15 protein-coding genes and 1 pseudogene are annotated in these 17,038 nt (G+C 73.3%); 6 read left to right on the top strand and 10 right to left on the bottom strand.

Annotated features, from left to right (window positions below; all coding sequences use genetic code 11):
- The first annotated feature begins 6 nt into the window (after positions 1-6).
- Together FIV43_RS13620 and FIV43_RS13615 are read left to right on the top strand one after the other, a co-directional pair.
- Complete coding sequence (locus FIV43_RS13620; protein ID WP_181407484.1) at positions 7-2,952, top strand: helix-turn-helix transcriptional regulator; 2,946 nt, start codon at positions 7-9, stop codon at positions 2,950-2,952.
- 40 nt (positions 2,953-2,992) lie between these two features.
- On the top strand, positions 2,993-4,411 hold the full coding sequence (locus FIV43_RS13615) for a cytochrome P450 (RefSeq protein ID WP_231123340.1): 1,419 nt from the start codon (positions 2,993-2,995) through the stop codon (positions 4,409-4,411).
- Between the two features lie 43 nt (positions 4,412-4,454).
- On the opposite strand, the gene FIV43_RS13610 is transcribed toward FIV43_RS13615, so the two are convergent.
- From FIV43_RS13610 to FIV43_RS13585, 6 genes are all read right to left on the bottom strand, one after another.
- Positions 4,455-4,898, bottom strand: a complete 444-nt coding sequence (locus tag FIV43_RS13610; protein WP_141014567.1) for a hypothetical protein — start codon at positions 4,896-4,898, stop codon at positions 4,455-4,457.
- Positions 4,895-6,193: a hypothetical protein gene (locus tag FIV43_RS13605; RefSeq protein ID WP_141014566.1), complete on the bottom strand. Its 1,299-nt coding sequence runs from the start codon at positions 6,191-6,193 to the stop codon at positions 4,895-4,897. Before FIV43_RS13605 ends, FIV43_RS13610 begins: the two co-directional genes overlap by 4 nt.
- Positions 6,190-6,462, bottom strand: coding sequence for a hypothetical protein (locus FIV43_RS13600; RefSeq protein ID WP_141014565.1), 273 nt, complete (start codon positions 6,460-6,462; stop codon positions 6,190-6,192). Before FIV43_RS13600 ends, FIV43_RS13605 begins: the two co-directional genes overlap by 4 nt.
- Before the next feature lie 158 nt (positions 6,463-6,620).
- Positions 6,621-7,778: a sulfotransferase family protein gene (locus FIV43_RS13595; RefSeq protein ID WP_141014564.1), complete on the bottom strand. Its 1,158-nt coding sequence runs from the start codon at positions 7,776-7,778 to the stop codon at positions 6,621-6,623.
- Positions 7,775-8,569: an SDR family oxidoreductase gene (locus FIV43_RS13590; RefSeq protein ID WP_141014563.1), complete on the bottom strand. Its 795-nt coding sequence runs from the start codon at positions 8,567-8,569 to the stop codon at positions 7,775-7,777. Before FIV43_RS13590 ends, FIV43_RS13595 begins: the two co-directional genes overlap by 4 nt.
- A 102-nt stretch (positions 8,570-8,671) precedes the next feature.
- Positions 8,672-9,553 carry an alpha/beta fold hydrolase gene (locus tag FIV43_RS13585; protein WP_141014562.1) on the bottom strand — a complete coding sequence of 294 codons (882 nt, stop codon included), beginning with the start codon at positions 9,551-9,553 and terminating at the stop codon, positions 8,672-8,674.
- Between the two features lie 131 nt (positions 9,554-9,684).
- On the opposite strand from FIV43_RS13585, the gene FIV43_RS13575 reads away from it, so the two are divergent.
- The gene (locus FIV43_RS13575; RefSeq protein WP_181407483.1) at positions 9,685-11,043 is read left to right on the top strand and encodes a CapA family protein; all 1,359 of its coding nucleotides are present in this window, start codon (positions 9,685-9,687) and stop codon (positions 11,041-11,043) included.
- A gap of 21 nt (positions 11,044-11,064) precedes the next feature.
- Here FIV43_RS13575 and FIV43_RS13570 read toward each other — a convergent pair whose 3' ends face one another.
- The 3 genes from FIV43_RS13570 to FIV43_RS13560 form a co-directional block, all read right to left on the bottom strand.
- Complete coding sequence (locus FIV43_RS13570; RefSeq protein ID WP_196780799.1) at positions 11,065-12,063, bottom strand: M28 family metallopeptidase; 999 nt, start codon at positions 12,061-12,063, stop codon at positions 11,065-11,067.
- Between the two features lie 71 nt (positions 12,064-12,134).
- On the bottom strand, positions 12,135-13,304 hold the full coding sequence (locus tag FIV43_RS13565; RefSeq protein ID WP_141014560.1) for a hypothetical protein: 1,170 nt from the start codon (positions 13,302-13,304) through the stop codon (positions 12,135-12,137).
- 6 nt (positions 13,305-13,310) lie between these two features.
- A complete protein-coding gene (locus tag FIV43_RS13560; RefSeq protein ID WP_141014559.1) occupies positions 13,311-14,189 on the bottom strand; it encodes a TIGR03619 family F420-dependent LLM class oxidoreductase in 879 nt (292 codons plus the stop codon).
- A gap of 38 nt (positions 14,190-14,227) precedes the next feature.
- Here FIV43_RS13560 and FIV43_RS13555 point away from each other — a divergent pair, with 38 nt between their 5' ends.
- The 3 genes from FIV43_RS13555 to FIV43_RS13545 all read left to right on the top strand — a co-directional run bounded on the left by FIV43_RS13555 (position 14,228) and on the right by FIV43_RS13545 (position 15,897).
- Positions 14,228-14,725, top strand: a complete 498-nt coding sequence (locus FIV43_RS13555) for a nitroreductase family deazaflavin-dependent oxidoreductase (protein ID WP_141014558.1) — start codon at positions 14,228-14,230, stop codon at positions 14,723-14,725.
- Positions 14,726-14,750: 25 nt separating this feature from the next.
- Positions 14,751-15,197: a nuclear transport factor 2 family protein gene (locus FIV43_RS13550; protein WP_141014557.1), complete on the top strand. Its 447-nt coding sequence runs from the start codon at positions 14,751-14,753 to the stop codon at positions 15,195-15,197.
- 88 nt (positions 15,198-15,285) lie between these two features.
- Positions 15,286-15,897 (top strand): hypothetical protein, encoded by a 612-nt coding sequence (locus FIV43_RS13545; RefSeq protein WP_141014556.1) that lies wholly within the window; start codon positions 15,286-15,288, stop codon positions 15,895-15,897.
- A gap of 92 nt (positions 15,898-15,989) precedes the next feature.
- Here FIV43_RS13545 and FIV43_RS13540 read toward each other — a convergent pair.
- Positions 15,990-16,861: pseudogene (locus FIV43_RS13540) on the bottom strand (aldo/keto reductase).
- Positions 16,862-17,038: the final 177 nt, after the last annotated feature.

Genomic DNA, 17,038 nt, shown 5'->3' with positions numbered 1-17,038 from the left:
GGGTCCGTGGTCACCCCAACGAGTCGTGCCCTGGTCGGGCGCGACGACGAGCTCAGCCGCCTCGTCGGGCTGCTCGACCGCCCCGACCCCGCGTCGGCGGCCGTGCTGCTCGCCGGGGACGCCGGCGTCGGCAAGACCCGGCTGCTGATGGAGCTGCGGGACCGCGCGCTCGAGCGTGGCTGGACGGTCCTCGCGGGACACTGCCTGGACTTCGGCGAGAGTGCGCTGCCCTACCTCCCGTTCAGTGAGGTGATCGGACGGGTGGCCACCGATGACCCCGAGCTCCTGGAGCGGGTGGCCGCCGACCACCCGGAGATCACCCGGCTGCAGCCGGGCCGCCGCGCGCGGAGCGTCTCGGCCGGCTCGCCGTCCAGCGACATCGGCTCCACCACGGACCGGAGCGCGCTCTTCGAGGCGGTGCAGGGCCTGTTGCTCCAGGCGTCCACCGACTCCCCGGTGCTGCTCGTCATCGAGGACGCGCACTGGGCCGACAACTCGACCCGCGACATGCTGGGCTATCTGTTCAGCCGCGACTTCGGCGGCCGGGTCCAGCTCGTCGTCTCCTACCGCTCCGACGACCTGCACCGCCGTCATCCGCTGCGCCGTCAGGTGGTCGACTGGACCCGGCTGCCCGGGCTGGACCGGATGGCGCTCACCCCGCTGACCGACGGAGCCGTCCGCGACCTCGTCGGAGAGCTGGTCTCCCGGGAGCTCGCCGAGGCGGAGGTGCGCAGCATCGTCGAACGTGCGGAGGGCAATGCCTTCTTCGTCGAGGAGCTCGTCGCCTCCCACTGCTGGGAGGAGGTGCCGGACGACCTGGCCGACCTGCTGCTGGTCCGGTTGGACCCGTTGTCCGACCACGCCCGCCAGGTGGTGCGCACGATCAGCGTCTCCGGGCGGCGGATCAGCCACGACCTGCTCGCCGCGGTCGTCGACCTGCCCACCGCGACGTTCGACGACGCGGTCCGCCAGGCCGTCGAGCTCAACCTGCTGGAGGCCGGTCCGCGGCACTACACCTTCCGGCACGCGCTGCTCGCCGAGGCGGTCTACGACGACCTGCTGCCCGGCGAGCGGGTGCGCCTGCACGCCCGGTACGCCGACGTGATCGCCGAGGGCCGCGCGCCGGGTACGGCCGCGGAGCTGGCCCGGCACGCGCGCCGGGCCAACGACATCGACCGTGCGGTCGTCGCCGACATCGAGGCCGGGGACGAGGCGATGGCCGTCGGCGGACCGGACGAGGCGGCCGGTCACTACCAGCGCGCGCTGGGGTTGCTCACCGACGCCGAGCGTGCCGGGCGACTGGGTGTCGACGTGGCCAAGGTGGCCACCAAGGCCGCCGACGCGCTGGGGCTCAGCGGTGACACGCAACGTGCCGTCGAGCTGCTCGCCGAGCACCTCGACCAGCTGCCGGTCGACGGAACCCGGCAGGTCCGTGAGGCGCGGTCCCGGCTGCTCAGCGGCTACGCCAGCTGGTTGACCATCATCGAGTCCGAGGACGACGCCGTGGCCCGCTCCCGCGAGGCGGTGGCGCTCGCGCCGACCGAGGAGGTGCCGCTGCGCGCCAAGGTGCTGGCGATCCACGCCCGGGTCCTCTCCAAGGAGGACGACGCGGTCGAGGAGGCGGAGACCGCCGCGACGGAGGCCCTCGCCCTCGCCGAGCGGCTGACCATGCCGGTGCTCGCCTCGGAGGTCGCCACCACCCTGGGGCTGCTCGGCGCCGCCGGAGGCGGCGGTGGCGACGTGCGGACCGCGTTGGAGAAGGCGGTGGGCCGGGCGGAGGAGGTCGGCGCCACCCAGGCCGCGCTGCGCGGACGGTTCATGATCGCCCGCTCCTACCAGGACGAGGCCCGCTGGGACGACTCGATGCGGTGGTACCGCTCGGCGATCGAGTCCGGCGCCCGATCGGGGCTGCGCTGGGCGCCGTACGCGATGGAGGCGCGGTGGCAGCTGTCGCGCATCGTCTGGATGCGCGGCGACTGGGACGCCGCCCTGGAGCTCGCCCGCGCCGAGGCCGACGCGCCGACGATCCCCGCCGGGATCCTCGCCCCGGTGCGGCTCGGCATCGAGGCGGCCCGCGGCCAGGACGTCGACGCCGCGCTGCGCCGGCTGCGCAAGCTGTGGCCGGACGAGGGCGTGATCGCCGTGTTCAGCGCCGAGGTCGAGATCGCCGTTGCGGCGGCCCGGGAGGACGCCGCCGCCGCGGTCGGTTCGTACGACGCCGTGGTGCGGCTGCTGGGCCGGCTCTGGACCGAGCACTTCGGTGGCCGGGTCCGGCTCGCCGCGCTGGCCGTCGACGGGATCGCCCGCGCGGCGGCCACGGCGACCAGCCAGGAACGGGTCGAGTGGGCGGCGCAGGCCGACCGGCTGCTGGGTGAGGGTGAGGCGGTCGCCCAGTCCTTCCGCGCCGGAGGACGGGAGTGGGGGATCGAGGGCCAGGCCTGGTCGGCGCGCCTGCGCGCGGAGCACCGCCGGGTCGCATGGCTGACCGACATCCGGCCGCCGACCCGCGACGAGCTCCAGCAGAGCTGGGCGGAGGCGGCCGCCGTGTTCGAGGAGCTGGGCCACGTGCCGGAGACGGCACGGGTTCGCGCCTCGTACGCGCGGGTGCTGCGCTCCACCGGTGACCCGGCGGCGGCCGCGGAGCAGGTGGCGCTGGCCCGCACGGTCGCCGACCGTCTCGGCGACCGGGTGCTGGCAGCGGACCTGGACGCCCAGCAGCCCGCCCCGACACCCGACCCGGCGACGGCACCGGCGGCACCCCGGCTGACCGCGCGCGAGCGCGAGATCCTGGCGCTGGTGGCGGAGGGGCGCAGCAACGGCGAGATCGGCCGGATGCTCTTCATCAGCACCAAGACCGTCAGCGTCCACGTGTCCAACATCCTCGGCAAGCTGGGCGCGGCCGGCCGGACCGAGGCCGCGGCGATCGCGCACCGCGACGGACTGTTGGCCTGACCCTCGCCGTGGGCGGCGCCGGCCCGCTACCGTCGATCGGGTGAGCGCCGACCTGCGAGCCCCGGACCACGACACCAGCGCCCTGACCAGGAAGCGTCTCCGGTTCCTGGCGGACTCCACCGCCGGGTCGGGGTCGCGGATCCCGGCGGGCGACCTGCCGCCCGGCCCCCGGTGGCCGGTGCTGGTCCAGACCGGAGCGCTGATGTGGTTCCGGCACCGCTTCCACGGGTGGCTGCACCGCACCTACGGCGAGGCGTTCACCATCCGCACGCTGCCTGGCGGCCGGCCGCTGGTCATGTTCACCTCGCCGGAGGTGACGAAGGAGATCTTCTCCGGGGATCCCGAGGTGTTCCACGCCGGCAAGGGCAACGCGATCCTCGGCCCGATCATGGGCGAGCACTCCCTGCTGCTCCAGGACTCCACGGCGCACCACCGGGCGCGCAAGCTGGTGATGCCCGCCTTCCTCGGGCACGCGCTGCGCGGCTACCGCTCGCTGGTGGCCGACGTCGCGGCCCACGAGGTCGACGGGTGGGAGGAGCGGACCACCTTCCGCTCGCTGGAGCGGATGAACGCGCTCACCCTCGAGGTGATCCTCACGGTGGTCTTCGGCGTCAGCGACGAGGAGCGCCTCGCCCGGCTGCGGCCGGCCGTGAACCACACCGTCGAGATCAACCCTGCCGTGCTGCTCGGGTGGGCGTATCCCGGACTGCAGCGGTTCGGGCCGTGGCGGCGGACCGTGGAGAACCAGCTGGAGCTGGACCGGCTGCTCTATGCGGAGATCCGTGAGCGCCGAGCGGCCGGCGACCTCGAGCACCGCGACGACGTGCTCTCGCGTCTGCTGAGGGTGGAGGGCGAGCACGGTGACGGCCTGGACGACACCGAGCTGCGCGACCAGCTGGTGACGCTGCTCCTCGCCGGCCACGAGACCACCGCCAGCGCGCTGTCGTGGGCGCTGGTCGAGATCGGCAAGGACGCGGACCTGCTGGCTCGGACCCAACGGGCCGCCGACGGCGACAGCGCGGAGGACGACGCCTGGCTGGAGGCGGTCCTCAAGGAGTCGATGCGGCTCCACCCGATCATTCCGATGGTGGTGCGCACCCTGATGGCCGCCACCACCGTCGGCGGCTACGACCTGCCCGCCGGCACCACGGTCGGCCCGTCCATCATCGTCAGCCACCAGCGGCCGGAGAACTTCCCGGACCCCGATGTGTTCCGCCCGGACAGGTTCCTCGCCGACCACGACGGCGGCGACGTCCCGGCGCTGAACGTGTGGATCCCGTTCGGTGGTGGGGTCCGCCGCTGCATCGGCGCCGGATTCTCGCTGATGGAGGGGGTCGTGGTGCTGCGGGAGGTCTTCCGTCGCTACGACGTGCACACCGTCGGCACGGACGTGCCGAAGGTCCGCAACATCACCAGCGTCCCGCGGCGCGGGGCGCGGATCCGGGTCTCCCGCCGCTGAGCACCCTCCGTCCGGCGGCGGAGCGGCAGGGAGGGCCGAGCGGTCAGGCGGCCGCGGCACCGATCCGCACACTGTCGGCGACCTCCTCGAACAGCTCGCAGTAGAGCGGGTAGAGCTCCGTGCCCACCGTGCAGCTGACCGTGATCCCGACCCCGTCGACCCACCAGCACCACTGCTCGCTGAGCAGCTCGGTGAAGCCGTCGCGGTGGGCGAACCGGTGGTAGCGGACCGGCTGGTCCGCGAGATCGTAGGAGTCGTCGTCCTCCAGCGTGAACGCGTCCGTGGACCGGGCGAGGTCGTCGAGCGCCCGGCTCCGCCACGCCCCCAGACCCGGCTCCGGTACGTCGACCGCCCGCACCACGACCGTTGCCGCGCCGACCCCACCCGGTGCTCCACCCGGCGCCCGAGCCGCCAGCACGATCCCCCGCGCGGCGTCCCGCCGCGTCGGCCAGCCGCGCGGGACCCGCACGCTCACGTTGGCGCTCACCGCTCCACCTCCGGGGTGCGGAGGTGGTGTCCCGAACCCGACGGGGCGGCTCCTCCGCGAGCGCCCGCCCCGCCGGCGCCGGCACCGAGGACCGGCGGCGGCACGTGCGCGGGTGCGCCGGACGCCGACCCGGCGGGTGCGTCGGTGAGCGTGCCGGGCGGATCCAACGTCACGGCGGGGACGAGGGCCGCGGTCGCGGTCAGGGTGCCGGCTGGATCGAGGGTGCCGGGTTGGCTCAGCGTGCCGGGTTGGGTGAGCGTCCCCGGTGGTTCGAGGCCGTTGGCCGGGTCGAGGGTGCCGGGTTGGCTGAGGGTGCCGACCGGGTCGAGGCCGTCGGCCGGATCGAGCGTCCGGGGTTGGCTGAGGGTGCCGACCGGGTCGAGGCCGTCGGCCGGATCGAGCGTCCGGGGTTGGCTGAGACTCCCGGGTTGGCTGAGCGTGCCCGGTGGCTCCAGGGTGCCGGCGAACGGTTCGAGCGTGGCTCGCCCCGGGCGGAACGTGCCCGGAGCGTCGTCCCGACGCGACCCGGCGCCCTCCGAACCGGGGGCGGCCGGGGCAGGTGCGTCGCCGCCCCGCTGGTCGGTCGGCACCGGAGCCGGCGTCGGCGGGGCGTCCGCGGATGGCCGTGGCGCCGACGGATCCGGGCGGCGCGGCGTCGGCCAGTCGTCCTCGGCCGGTGGCCAGTCCGGTAGCGGACGCTGGTGACGCCTCGCCGGGCCGGGCTCGTCGTCCGCAGCGACGGGTGGGAGCCCGGGGAAGCTCTCCTCCGCCGCGCGGCGGAACAGGTCGTCGGTGTCCGGGCGACCCGGGGGAGCGATGGGCGCCCGGGACGACCCGAGGCCCTCCAGGGCTGCGTCGAGGCCGGCCTCGGCGCGGGTCTGCGCCCGCCGCGCTGCGCCGACGATCCGGGCGAGGGCGCGGTAGTCGTCGAGCAGGTCGGTCCCGTCCGGCCGCACGATCTGGTCCCCATCGACCCGCAGGCCGGCCGCGCGGGCGGTCCGGCGGGAGCGGCGGAGCACGGCGTGGACCTGACGCAGCTGGTCGGCGTACTCCGTGAGCTGGGTGGCGAGCCGGCGCGAGTCGCCGCGCAGCCGTCCGGAGTACTGGGACGACCGGCGGCAGGCGAGCCGGAACCGGTCGGCACTCAGCCCGTCGAAGTCGACCTCGGAGATCCGCTCGCCGGAGCCGAGCCGGTCCTCCAGGGTCCCCAGCGAGCGGCGCAGGCCCCGCAGGGTGCGCGCGGACCGCTCGCAGGACTCCGGGTCGCCGGTGATCGTGGTGTCGATCCCGTTCACGCCCACAGGAAGCCGCCTGCCGCGCTGAGGTCGACGAGCAGCGCGGTCGAGGTGAGCGTGCTGAGGGTCTCGCCGTCCTCGGTGACCGTGGTGGCCAGCGCGCGAGCGCCGTCGGTCACCGCGGCGATCGCCGCCGCCACGCTCTCGGCCCGGTGCCCGGTCTGCGGCGCGCCGTCCACCCGCGCACTCGCCACGGCGACGTCCGCCGCGTCGGCGACCAGGAGCAGCCCCGCCCGTCGGGTCGCCTCGTAGTCGATCTGGAAGGTCATGCCAGCAGCCTCGGCCCGCAGGCCCGCTGGCGAAACCGGCGCCGCCACCGGCTGTGGATGACCGCGGGGATCGGGTGCGGGTGGGCTCGTGCCGGTCCACGGAGACGACGGCCGGAGCCGGCCGGCTCACCCGGGGCCGAGCGCCGGTGCCGCCGCGATCAGCGGTCGAATGCCCGGTGCACCTGCTCCTCGCTGAGTCCGTAGTCGGCCAGGTCGTAGGAGTGCGAGGGCCGGCGCGGTCCCTTGCGGGACTCCTCGTCGAGCCGCCGGACGGCGGCCTGCGCGTCCTCGCTCCAGGTCAGGTCGAAGGCGTCGTAGATGGCGCCCACCGTGCCGACCGGGTCCTGCACGAAGGCGCGGTAGTCGACGTCGAAGAACTGGCGCTCGTCGTACCGTGGGCGGGCCTGCCAGAAGGACTGCCACTGCCGGGTCAGGTGGCCCAGCTGGTCCTGCCCCAGCGTCTCGCCGACGAACGTGGTCGAGTGACCGGCGGTGGCCTCCGCGGACAGCGAGCAGGCCGAGGCGACCGAGGTCACGGGATCACGCTGGGTCATCACCACGAGCGCGTCGGGGTAGACCTCCATCAGCGCGTCGAGTGCGATCAGGTGGGAGGGGTTCTTCAGCACCCAGCGCTGGTCCTGGTCGTTGAGGCCGATCAACTGCAGGTTCTGCCGGTGCCGCTGGTAGGCGTCGGTCCATTCCTGCTCGGCGAGCCAGGCGGAGTAGGCCGGGATGTGGGCGAGGGACTCGAAGCCGAGCGACTTGCCGGTCTGGCGCAGCACCCGCCAGCACTCCTCGGGCTCTCCGGCGTCGGAGTAGTGGATGCCCATGAACTCGGGGTTGCTCACGTGGTGCTCGGCGAAGGCGCCCTGGATGGCGCTGAACACCGGGTCCTGCTCCCAGGACTCCCGCGGCGGCCGTGGCTGGGGGAACTCGGTCAGCCACATCTCCAGGCCCTGGTGGTGCGGGTCCGCGCAGAGCAGCCGGCTGAGCGCGGTGGTGCCGGTGCGGGGCAGGCCCAGCACGAAGATCGGACGCTCGATCGCCACCTCGGCGTGCTGCGGGAACTCGGCGAAGCGTGCCTGCGTCATCAGCCGCGCCACCAGGGCACTCTTCACCTGGGAGCGCATGAAGTAGTTCCCGGTCCCGGTCAGTCCGGCCTCGGCGGAGCCGAGGTCCTCGACGAGGAGCCGGAACGCCTGCTCGTGCCCCGGCTCGTCGTCGAAGCCGAAGTCGGTGAGGCCCGTGGTGCGGGTCGCGGCGGCGCAGATTTCCTCGAAGGTGCCGACATCGGCGCGCTGGCGCGGCTCACTCATGCGCGGAACTCGCCACAATCGACGTTCAGCATCACGCCGGTCACCGCCGAGGCGAGGTCGGAGGCGAGGAAGAGGGTGGCGCGGGCGACCTCGTCGGGGGTGGCGAGCCGCTTGAGGTCGGTGGGCTCGGCCTTCTCGGCGTACACCTCCTCGTGGGTGCGGCCGGTCTCGGAGGCGATCCAGTCGAAGTAGGCCTTGTTGACGTCCTCGTAGATGTAGGACGGCGCCACGCTGTTGACCCGGATGCCCCGCGGCCCGAGCTCGGTGGCCAAGGAGGAGGCGAGGTGCTCCAGGGCTCCCTTGGAGAGCTTGTAGCCGGAGTATTCGGGCTGGCTGGAGTAAATGACGCACGAGTTGACCATGATGATCGAGCCGCCGACCTTGTCGTCGGTCTGGGCGAGCGCGTCGGCGAAGAGCGCGGAGAGGCGCAGCGGCGCGAAGACGTTGGTCTCGTTGGCCGAGCGCAGGCCCTCGACGTCGAGGGTGGAGAGCGGGTCCATCGGCGGGATGCCGAACGCGTTGTTGATCAGGCAGTCGACCTTGCCGAACTCCGCGACGGCCGCGTCGACCAGCGCCTGGCGCTGGTCCTCGTCGGTGATGTCGGTCGGTACGACGAGCGCCCGACGCCCGTGTGACCGCACCACCTCGGCCATCTTCTCCAGTCGCTTCGGAGTCCGGCTCGCGAGCACCAGGTCGGCGCCCATCCTGGCCGCCTCCTCGCCCAGCGAGCGGCCGAGGCCGGGGCCGACACCGGACAGAACGACGACCTTGTCGGTCAGCAGGTCCACCATGGCGACACAGTAGAACGTGTTTCAGTTTCCGTCGAGTGGCCGTCCCACCGAGGCCGGCAGGGCCGCGTCCCGCCCGCTGAGGACTGGTGCCCGCGCCCGTCGTCAGCGCGGCAGGTGCGGCAGCAGCTCGTCGAGCATCGCCTCGAAGGAGGCGACCACGATCGAGAGGTGCCCTTCGCCCTGCTCCAGGTGGGGGACCACGCCGGGGATCCGCTCGGCCAGCCACTCGCCGTGGTGGAACGGGACCATCAGGTCCTCGCTGCCCTGCCAGAGGTACGTCGGCACCGCGATGTCGTCCAACTCGAAACCCCAGTGCCGGGTGAACGCCAGGTCGTCGTCCAGCCACCCGTAGAGCTCTTCGACACCACCCTTGAGGTTGGCGATCAGGTCCTCGCCCACCTCGCTGGTCAGCACCTTGCGGTCCACCTCGGGCAGCAGCGAGTCCAGGGTCCGCACCACGGTCGCGGCGTCGCCGGTGATGATCCCCTCGCGATCCTTCTCCAGGAACGGCAGCAGCGCCTCCTCGCCCCGCAGCGCCAGGCTGAACTCCTCGACGTTGTCGCTGCCCATCCCGTCGAGGAAGTCCGGCTGGCCGACGAACGGCTTCACGCAGCACACCGCGAGCACCGCGAGCACCCGGTCGGGCAGTCCGGCGCCGGTGGCCAGGGCGTGGGGGCCGCCGCCCGACCCACCGCCGGTCAGGAACCGTTCCGCGCCCAGGTGGTCGGCGATCGCCGCCACGTCCGCCGCCACGTCGGCGACCGTGCGGCCCGCGTTCCGGGTCGAGCCGGCGGCTCCCGCGCGCGAGTAGGAGACGTAGCGCAGGCCGCGGTCGGCGAGCGCCTTCGTCTTGTTCGCCGGCTGATAGCTGCACCCGGGGGTGCCGTGGTGCCAGATGAACGGCACCCCGTCAGCGGGCCCGGACACCTGGACGTCCAGCACGCGTCCGCCGGGCAGGTCGAGGGAGATCGTCTCGCGGGGCATGGGACGAGCGTGGCACACGGGACGGAGGCCGGGGCCTACCCTGGCGCCATGGCCGCCCGCCGGACCCGTGCGGCCGCCCCCATGAGGTTCCCGGGGCGGCGTCCCTGGGGGCGGCGCTGCTCGGGGCGGCGGTGCTGGCCGGCTGCTCCGACGCACCCGACGCCCCCGCCGGTACGACGCCGGCGACCGGCACGACCTCCGCCACCGGCCCCGCCCGCAGCGACCCCGCCCACAGCGACCCCGCGCAGACCGCCCCCTCAGAACCCGCCCCCTCAGGACCCGCCCTGACGCCACGCGCGGAGCTGCTCGTCGTCGGCCACGCCGCTCGCCCGCCGCTGCGGCTGACCGCTGCCCAGGCGGATCGGCTGCGCTCCGGCGCGGTGACCCGGTGGCACCGAGGGCAGGTGCGCGTGGCGAGGACCGCGACGGCGGCCGCGCGCGCCGTCCGTGCGGTGGAGCGCGAGCCGAGCACGGTCGCGGTGGTGCCACCGGGCGCGGTCGGGCCGACGGTGACCGCAGCCGTCGTGGACGACGAGGACCCGGTGGCCGCTCACCCGGACGCGGTGACGATCACGATCGCCGGGGACCTGATGCTGGTCCGCGGTGTGCCCGACCCGACCGCGGCGCTGGCGCCGATGCGGGACCGGCTGCGCCGTGCCGACCTGACCGTCGGCAACCTGGAGAGCACGCTCTCGACCGCGGGCGCGCCGACCCAGGGCGACGACTCCTTCGGCGCGGACGCGGGCCTGGTCCCGGTGCTGCGCCGCGCCGGGTTCGACGCGGTCTCGCTGGCCAACAACCACGCCGGCGACTACGGGCCCGCCGCGCTGCTGGAGACCGTCGACCTGCTCGCCGCCTCACCGGTCACGCCGTTCGGCGCGGGCGCCGACCTCGACGCCGCGGCGCGACCGGCGGTGCTGGAGGCCGGCGGGGCGTCGTACGCGTTCATCGGGTTCAACGCGATCGGGGAGACTCCGCGGGCGACCGCGACGGACCCCGGCGCGCTCTCGGTGCGGATGCCGCCGCGGACCGGGCCGCTGGTCGCCGCCGACCTGGACCGGGTGACCCGGGAGATCCGGCGGGCGGACCGGATCGCGGACGCCGTGGTGGTGCTGCCGCACTGGGGCACCCAGTACACGCACACCCCCGAGCCGGTGCAACGGTTGGTGGCGCGCCGGCTGGTGGCGGCGGGGGCGGACCTGGTCGTCGGCGGGCACCCGCACTGGGTCCAGGGGATCGACGCGGTCGAGGGGGTCCCGGTGCTGCACTCGTTGGGCAACTTCGTCTTCGACATGGAGTTCCTGCTCCCGCAGACGCAGCAGGGCGTGCTGCTGGAGAGCACCTGGTGGGGGAGCCGGCTCAAGGCGATCCGGCTGGTGCCCTATGCGATGGACCCGGGCTCGTTCGCTCCGCGCGCGGTCACCGGCGCGGGGGCCACCGCGATCCTCGACGCCGTGCGCAGCACCTCGACCGGGCCGTACGCGGGCTGACCCCCGGTCCCGCACCGAGCGTCACCGCAGCCAGGCCAGCACCAGCCGCGCCGTGCGCCCCAGCTGGGCGGGGTCGACCACGGACGGGACGTCCCCGGGCGAGTGGTAGCCGGCGTACGGCGTGCTGCCGAGCCGCACACCCGCCAGCCCGGCACGGACGAAGGACCAGTGGTCGCTGGAGCGCTGCCCGTCCTCGACCCGGTGCGGCACGTGGGCACGTCGCGCCGCGGCGACCACCTCGGCGCGGAGCGGGTCCGGGGACGTCGGGGAGCCGATCACCACCGCCGCACCCACGCCGACCCGGTCCAGGGAGATCATGCCGCGCAGGCTCTTCCGCCGCGCCGCGTCGAGGGAGGCCACGAAGGCGCGGGAGCCGTAGTGGTGGTCGTCGTCGGTCGGCCCGCGCGGCTCCTCCGCGCCGTAGGCGACCAGGACCACCGGCAGGCGGGTGCGGTGCCCGGCCAGCGCCTCGGCGACGGCCAGCAGCACGCCGACGCCCGACGCGTTGTCCTCCGCGCCCGGCGCCTGCGGCACCGTGTCCAGGTGGGCGCCCACCGCCAGCCAGCCCCGATCAGGGCGGACCTCGCCCAGCCGCGCGACCAGGTTGACCGAGCGGCCCGCCGCCACCGGCTCACCCCACGACACCCCGCCGGGGGCCCGGAACGACTGGCGCTCCACCGTCCAGCCCAGCTCCGTGAGCCGACCCTCGACCCAGTCCGCGGCCCGGAAGTACGCCGGCGACGTGCCCGGTCTGGCGCCGATCCGGCCCGCCAGGTGGCGCACCGCCGCCACTGCGGTCGTCGTACGGGCCGCGTCCACCGGGACCCGCGGCGCCGCCGCGGATCTGCTCGGTCCCGCGGTCGAGGAGGGTCCGGCCGCTGACCCCGAGGGGCGGCCCGACGGGGAGGGGGCGCCCGAGGACGTGCGGTCGTCGTCGGGGCCGGTGGCGTCCGGCCCCGAGCACGCGGTGAGCACCGCCGCGGTCAGGACCGCGGCGAGGAGCACGCGGGCGCCGGGCACGCCTCCTTCCTGCCACACCTGACCGGTGGCGGCAAGGGCAGCGCCCGGCGATCAGGCCCCCGTCACCGTCGCTAGCTGATCATTCGCCGGGCGACCGCGCGCTGGCGTGCGGCGATGCGCTCGCCGTACTGCTCCTCGGAGAGCCCCTCGAGCGTGGGCAGCGCGGCCGCCACCTCGTCGACGCCGACCACCTCGACCCGCGGGCCGTCGGCCGCGGTCAGGTCCCGGGAGAGCTGCTGCCAGCGCAGCATGATCGGCCCGGTGCGGTGCCCGGTGGTCTCCAGCCAGTTCGCGACGGGGGCCCCGCCGGGACCCGGCGGCCGCTCGGAGATCACGAACCGCAGCATCCCGTCGTCGTCGCAGGAGGCCTGGGCCTTGGTCAGCGAGGTCTGGTGGGTCTCGTAGTCGGTGGAGGCATACCAGTCCGACCCGATCTGGATCGCCTGGTAGGTGCAGTCGTCACACCGCGGGACGGTGACGATCATCGCCTCGTCCTCGCCGAGCTCGTAGTGGCCGATCGAGGAGAACTGCGAGGAGAGGCCGCCCGGGGTGGACGCCGGCGCGGTCAGCGTGTTGACCGGCTCCTTGTACTGGAAGAAGTGCGGGAAGGCGAACCAGGTCTGGATCGAGGTGACCAGCGAGCGGGCCGCGACGTCGTAGCGCTTGGTCAGCCGCTCGCGGGTCAGCGCAGCGCGCGGCCGGCCGAGGGTGTCGAGCCGCTCGATCGTGATCGTTCCGCGCTCCTCGGTGTCCCAGTCGTTGAACACCTCGCGCACGATCAGCGTCTTCGCGCCGGGCTCCGCGGTGTACCGGAACTCGAAGGACCCGTCCGCGGCCACCTCCAGGCCGCGCTCGTCGAAGGCCATCATCGAGGTGGCCGCCGAGTCGGCGCTGTAGCTGCCCCCCATCACCTGGAAGGAGAGGTCCGCGGAGGTGCCGCGGCGGCCGCGGACGACGTACTCGACGCCCTCGCGCAGGTAGGCGTTGAAGTAGACCGCGTCCGGGTTGTCCAGGCCCTGCCGGGAGAACTGGTGGGTGGGGTTGACGAAGATCGGCTGCTCGAGGTCGTAGTCGAAGGCGGTCTGCAGCGCCATCCGGATCCGGCCGGCGAGGTAGTCGTACCCCTCGAGCCGGTCGGCCTCGGTGCGGATGAACGGCGCGTTCGCGATCAGCTCCTCGGCCTCCGCGATGGCCCGCTGCAGCGGCTCGGTGAGGCCGTACGACGCGCTCTGGTCGCCCACCGCGGATCAGCCGTTGACCTTGGCGATCAGCTTCTCGCCGAACTTCTCGAGATGCTCGATCTTGGTCTGCAGGGGCTCGGTGTCCTCGCCCTTGATGTAGGGCACCCGGAAGCCGACGATGCAGTCGGTGACGCCCTTGTCCTCGAGCCGCTTGACGCCGTCCACGGAGTAGGCGTCGTAGGAGATCGCGTGGACCTCGAAGTCGTCGCGGTCGTCCCCCTCCTCCTTGCGGATCTCGGCCAGCCGGGTGAGCAGCCGGTCGAGCTCCTCGCCGTCGCCGCCGGCGTGCATCCAGCCGTCGCCCTTGCGCACGGCCCGGCGCAGCGCGGCGTCGGAGTGACCGCCGACCAGCAGCGGGATCCGCTCGGTCGGGGCGGGGCACTGCTGCAGCGGCTCGAAGGAGTAGAAGTCGCCGTCGTAGCCGAAGAACTCGCCGCTGGTCAGGCCGCGCAGGATGTCCATGCACTCGTCCATCCGCTTGCCGCGCTTCTCCCACGGCACGCCCATCGCCAGGAAGTCCTCGGGCCACGGGGAGAGGCCGACGCCCAGACCCAGCCGGTTGCCGGAGAGGAACGCCAGGGAGGAGGCCTGCTTGGCGACCAGCACCGGCGGGCGGACCGGCAGCTTGAGCACGAAGGGGGTGAGCCGCAGCCGCTCGGTGACCGCGAACAGGTGGGCGCAGAGGATGAAGGTCTCGATGAACTCCTTGCCCTCCAGGAACTCCCGGTCACCGGTGTCGGTGTAGGGGTACTTGGAGTCGGACTCCTTCGGGTAGATCAGGCTGTCGCCGATCGACATGCTGGTGTAGCCGTTCGCCTCGCAGGCCTGGGCCAGCGGGGCGTAGTACTCGGCGTGGGTCATCGCCTCGGCGTAGGTGAATCGCATGCCGAGCACAGTAGAACGCGTTCTAAATTTCTGCCAGCATGAGTCCCATGGGTCTGCCCAAGGAGAAGCCCGAGGGGCTCGACAAGCCGATGGTCGGCACGATCATCAAGTACGGCGCGAAGGCGAACGTCGCCGTCTTCCGGCTCACCAACGGCCGGATCGGCTCGAAGTGGCGGATCGGCGCGGGCTGGAAGCAGCCGGTGCCGATGCTCCTGCTCGACCACGTCGGACGGAGGTCCGGCAAGGAGTTCACCACGCCGCTGCTCTACATGCGCGACGGCCGGGACGTGGTGGTCGTGGGGTCCCAGGGTGGCCTGCCGAAGCACCCGCAGTGGTACCACAACCTGCGGGCGCACCCTGACACCACGATCCACCTCAAGGGCGAGCGGGGGCGCAGGGTGCGGGCCCGCGTGGCCGACGCGGAGGAACGTGCGGCACTGTGGCCCCGTCTCGTCGACGTCTACGCCGACTTCGACAACTACCAGTCCTGGACCGACCGGGAGATCCCGGTCGTGATCCTCGAGCCGCGCGCCTGAGCCGGCGCCCAGGGAGGAACCCGAGATGCCCATCGAGGCCGCCGAGCTGAGCGACCGCGCCGAGATCACCGACGCGCTGCACCGCTACACGATCGCGATCGACACCGGGGAGTGGGACCGCCTCGACTCCGTGTTCACCCGCGACGCCCAGGTCGACTACACCGAGTCCGGTGGCATCGCCGGCGACATCGCCACGGTCAAGCCGTGGCTGGCCGAGAACCTCCCCGCCTTCTCCTCCGCGCGGATGCACACCCTGGGCCAGGTGGTGATCACCTTCGCCACCCCCCGCGACGAGGCCAAGGTGACCGCCTACTTCCACAACCCGATGGTGATCGCGGACGCCGCGGCCGGGGCCGGCGCCACCCGGGTCGTCGAGGTCGGCGGCCTCTACCACCACTCGTTCGTCCGCACCGTGCGCGGCTGGCGCTCCCGCCGCCTGCACGAGCAGGTGGTCTGGACCCGCGGATTCTGACCCGCCCGCCGGGCAGCCGGCGGGCGGGCCCGGCCCCGGCCGCTGGTTCGGGTTTGGTCGGCAACCACCGCTCACTCACAATGGCGAGGTGAGCGACGACCACGAGCAGCCCTCGGACAACCTGCGGCGACCCATCGTCAACGGGATCGTCGCGCTCGTCGCCGTGGCTGTCGCCGTGGGGGTGATCCTGGCCGGCGTCGCCCTGGTCGGCACCCGGATGCTCGGCATCGGCGAGGACAGCACCGCCGCCGACGGGTCGACCCGGGGCCAGACGATGGTGATCCCGAAGCCGCAGAAGACCACCGAGGCCAGCGGGCCGCTGGTCACCCTCAACACCGAGGAGCCGGCGACCGAGGAGCCCGAGGAGGGCGAGTCGGAGGAGGCCACCGACGAGGCGACCGAGGAGAAGACGAAGAAGGCCGCGGAGAAGGCGATCACCCTCTCCGCCGGACAGTCCTCCGTCGCCAACTTCGGACAGATCGACCTGACCGGCATCTACCCGGGCGGCGAGGGCGCCGTGCTCCAGGTACAGCGCTTCGAGTCCGGCAGGTGGGCCGACTTCGACGCCACCATCCCGGTCAGCGGGGAGTCGTTCTCCACCTACGTGCAGACCGGTGTCAGCGGCGTGAACCGCTTCCGGGTCACCGACAAGTCCACCGGCAAGTCCTCCAACGAGGTCCGGGTCACCGTCCAGGGCTGATCGCCCCGGTCACCGGCGGTGTCCGGGGGGCGTCCGGCGGCGGCCGGGAGGCGCGGGTGGGTGCGCCCCCCGACCGGCCGATGCTCCGCGGGTCAGGCGGGGACCCAGTCGAAGGTCTCCGGGTTCGGACCGATCCGGCCCGCCTCGCCCTGGTCCAGGGCCGAGATCGCGGCCACCTGGTCCGGGGTCAGCGAGAAGTCGAAGAGCGCGAAGTTCTCCGCCATCCGCTCGGGATGGGTGGTCTTCGGGAAGATCACGTCCCCGCGCTCGATGTGCCAGCGCAGCGTCACCTGCGAGGGCGTCCGGCCGACCTCCTCGGCGACCTTCGCCACCACCGGGTCGGTGAGCACCTTGCCCTGCGCGATCGGCGACCAGGCCTCCACCAGGGCACCGTGCCCGAGGGTGGCGGTCCGGGCCGCCTCGTTGCCGTGGAAGGGGTGCACCTCGATCTGGTTCACCGCCGGCACCACGCCGGTCTCGCCGATGATCCGCTCCAGGTGGGCGGGCTCGAAGTTGGAGACGCCCGCGGACCTCGTGGTGCCCTCACCGACCAGGGACGTCATCGCCTGCCAGGTCGACACGTAGTCGCCGTCGTACCGGGTGGGGAGGGCCAGTGGATCAGGAACAGGTCGACGTGGTCGAGCCCGAGGCGCTCCAGCGACGCGGCGAAGCTGCTGCGCACGTCGTCGGGGCGGTGGAAGGAGTTGTTCAGCTTGGTGGTGACGTAGAGCTCGTCGCGGGGGATGCCGGAGGCGGCGATGGCGGCGCCGACACCCTCCTCGTTGCCGTACATCTGCGCGGTGTCGATGTGCCGGTAGCCGGCCTCGAGGGCGCGGCTGACCACGTCCTGGGTCTGGCCCGGGTCGACCTGGTAGACGCCGAAGCCCAGCTGGGGGATCGACGTCCCGTCGTTGAGGGAGAGCTCGGGGACGGAGTTGGCGTTCGTGTCCTGGGTTGTGCTCATGGTTGTCCCAAGGCGCCAGAGGGCCCGCGGATTCCTGGTTGCGGAGATTCCCGCAGAAGTTCCGTGCGAGGCGGGAACAAACCCCCGGTACGACGCCGTTGACCCCTATGTCAGACTTGAGTCGAATCGACGCAAGTTTCTTGATTCGAACCCCAGAACTACCTGCGGCCACCGAGG

The organism is Nocardioides sambongensis (genome assembly GCF_006494815.1).
Lineage (GTDB): Bacteria > Actinomycetota > Actinomycetes > Propionibacteriales > Nocardioidaceae > Nocardioides > Nocardioides sambongensis.
Note: the sequence above shows the minus strand (reverse complement) of the source record. Positions and strands in the feature narration are given on the sequence as shown.

What these genes read in the sequence shown, in the direction of transcription:
- FIV43_RS13595 (WP_141014564.1), bottom strand. Translation starts at nt 7,778, where the DNA reads ATGAGTGAGCCGCGCCAGCGCGCCGATGTCGGCACCTTCGAGGAAATC.
- FIV43_RS13600 (WP_141014565.1), bottom strand. Translation starts at nt 6,462, where the DNA reads ATGACCTTCCAGATCGACTACGAGGCGACCCGACGGGCGGGGCTGCTC.
- FIV43_RS13590 (WP_141014563.1), bottom strand. Translation starts at nt 8,569, where the DNA reads ATGGTGGACCTGCTGACCGACAAGGTCGTCGTTCTGTCCGGTGTCGGC.
- FIV43_RS13585 (WP_141014562.1), bottom strand. Translation starts at nt 9,553, where the DNA reads ATGCCCCGCGAGACGATCTCCCTCGACCTGCCCGGCGGACGCGTGCTG.
- FIV43_RS13555 (WP_141014558.1), top strand. Translation starts at nt 14,228, where the DNA reads ATGAGTCCCATGGGTCTGCCCAAGGAGAAGCCCGAGGGGCTCGACAAG.
- FIV43_RS13550 (WP_141014557.1), top strand. Translation starts at nt 14,751, where the DNA reads ATGCCCATCGAGGCCGCCGAGCTGAGCGACCGCGCCGAGATCACCGAC.
- FIV43_RS13560 (WP_141014559.1), bottom strand. Translation starts at nt 14,189, where the DNA reads ATGCGATTCACCTACGCCGAGGCGATGACCCACGCCGAGTACTACGCC.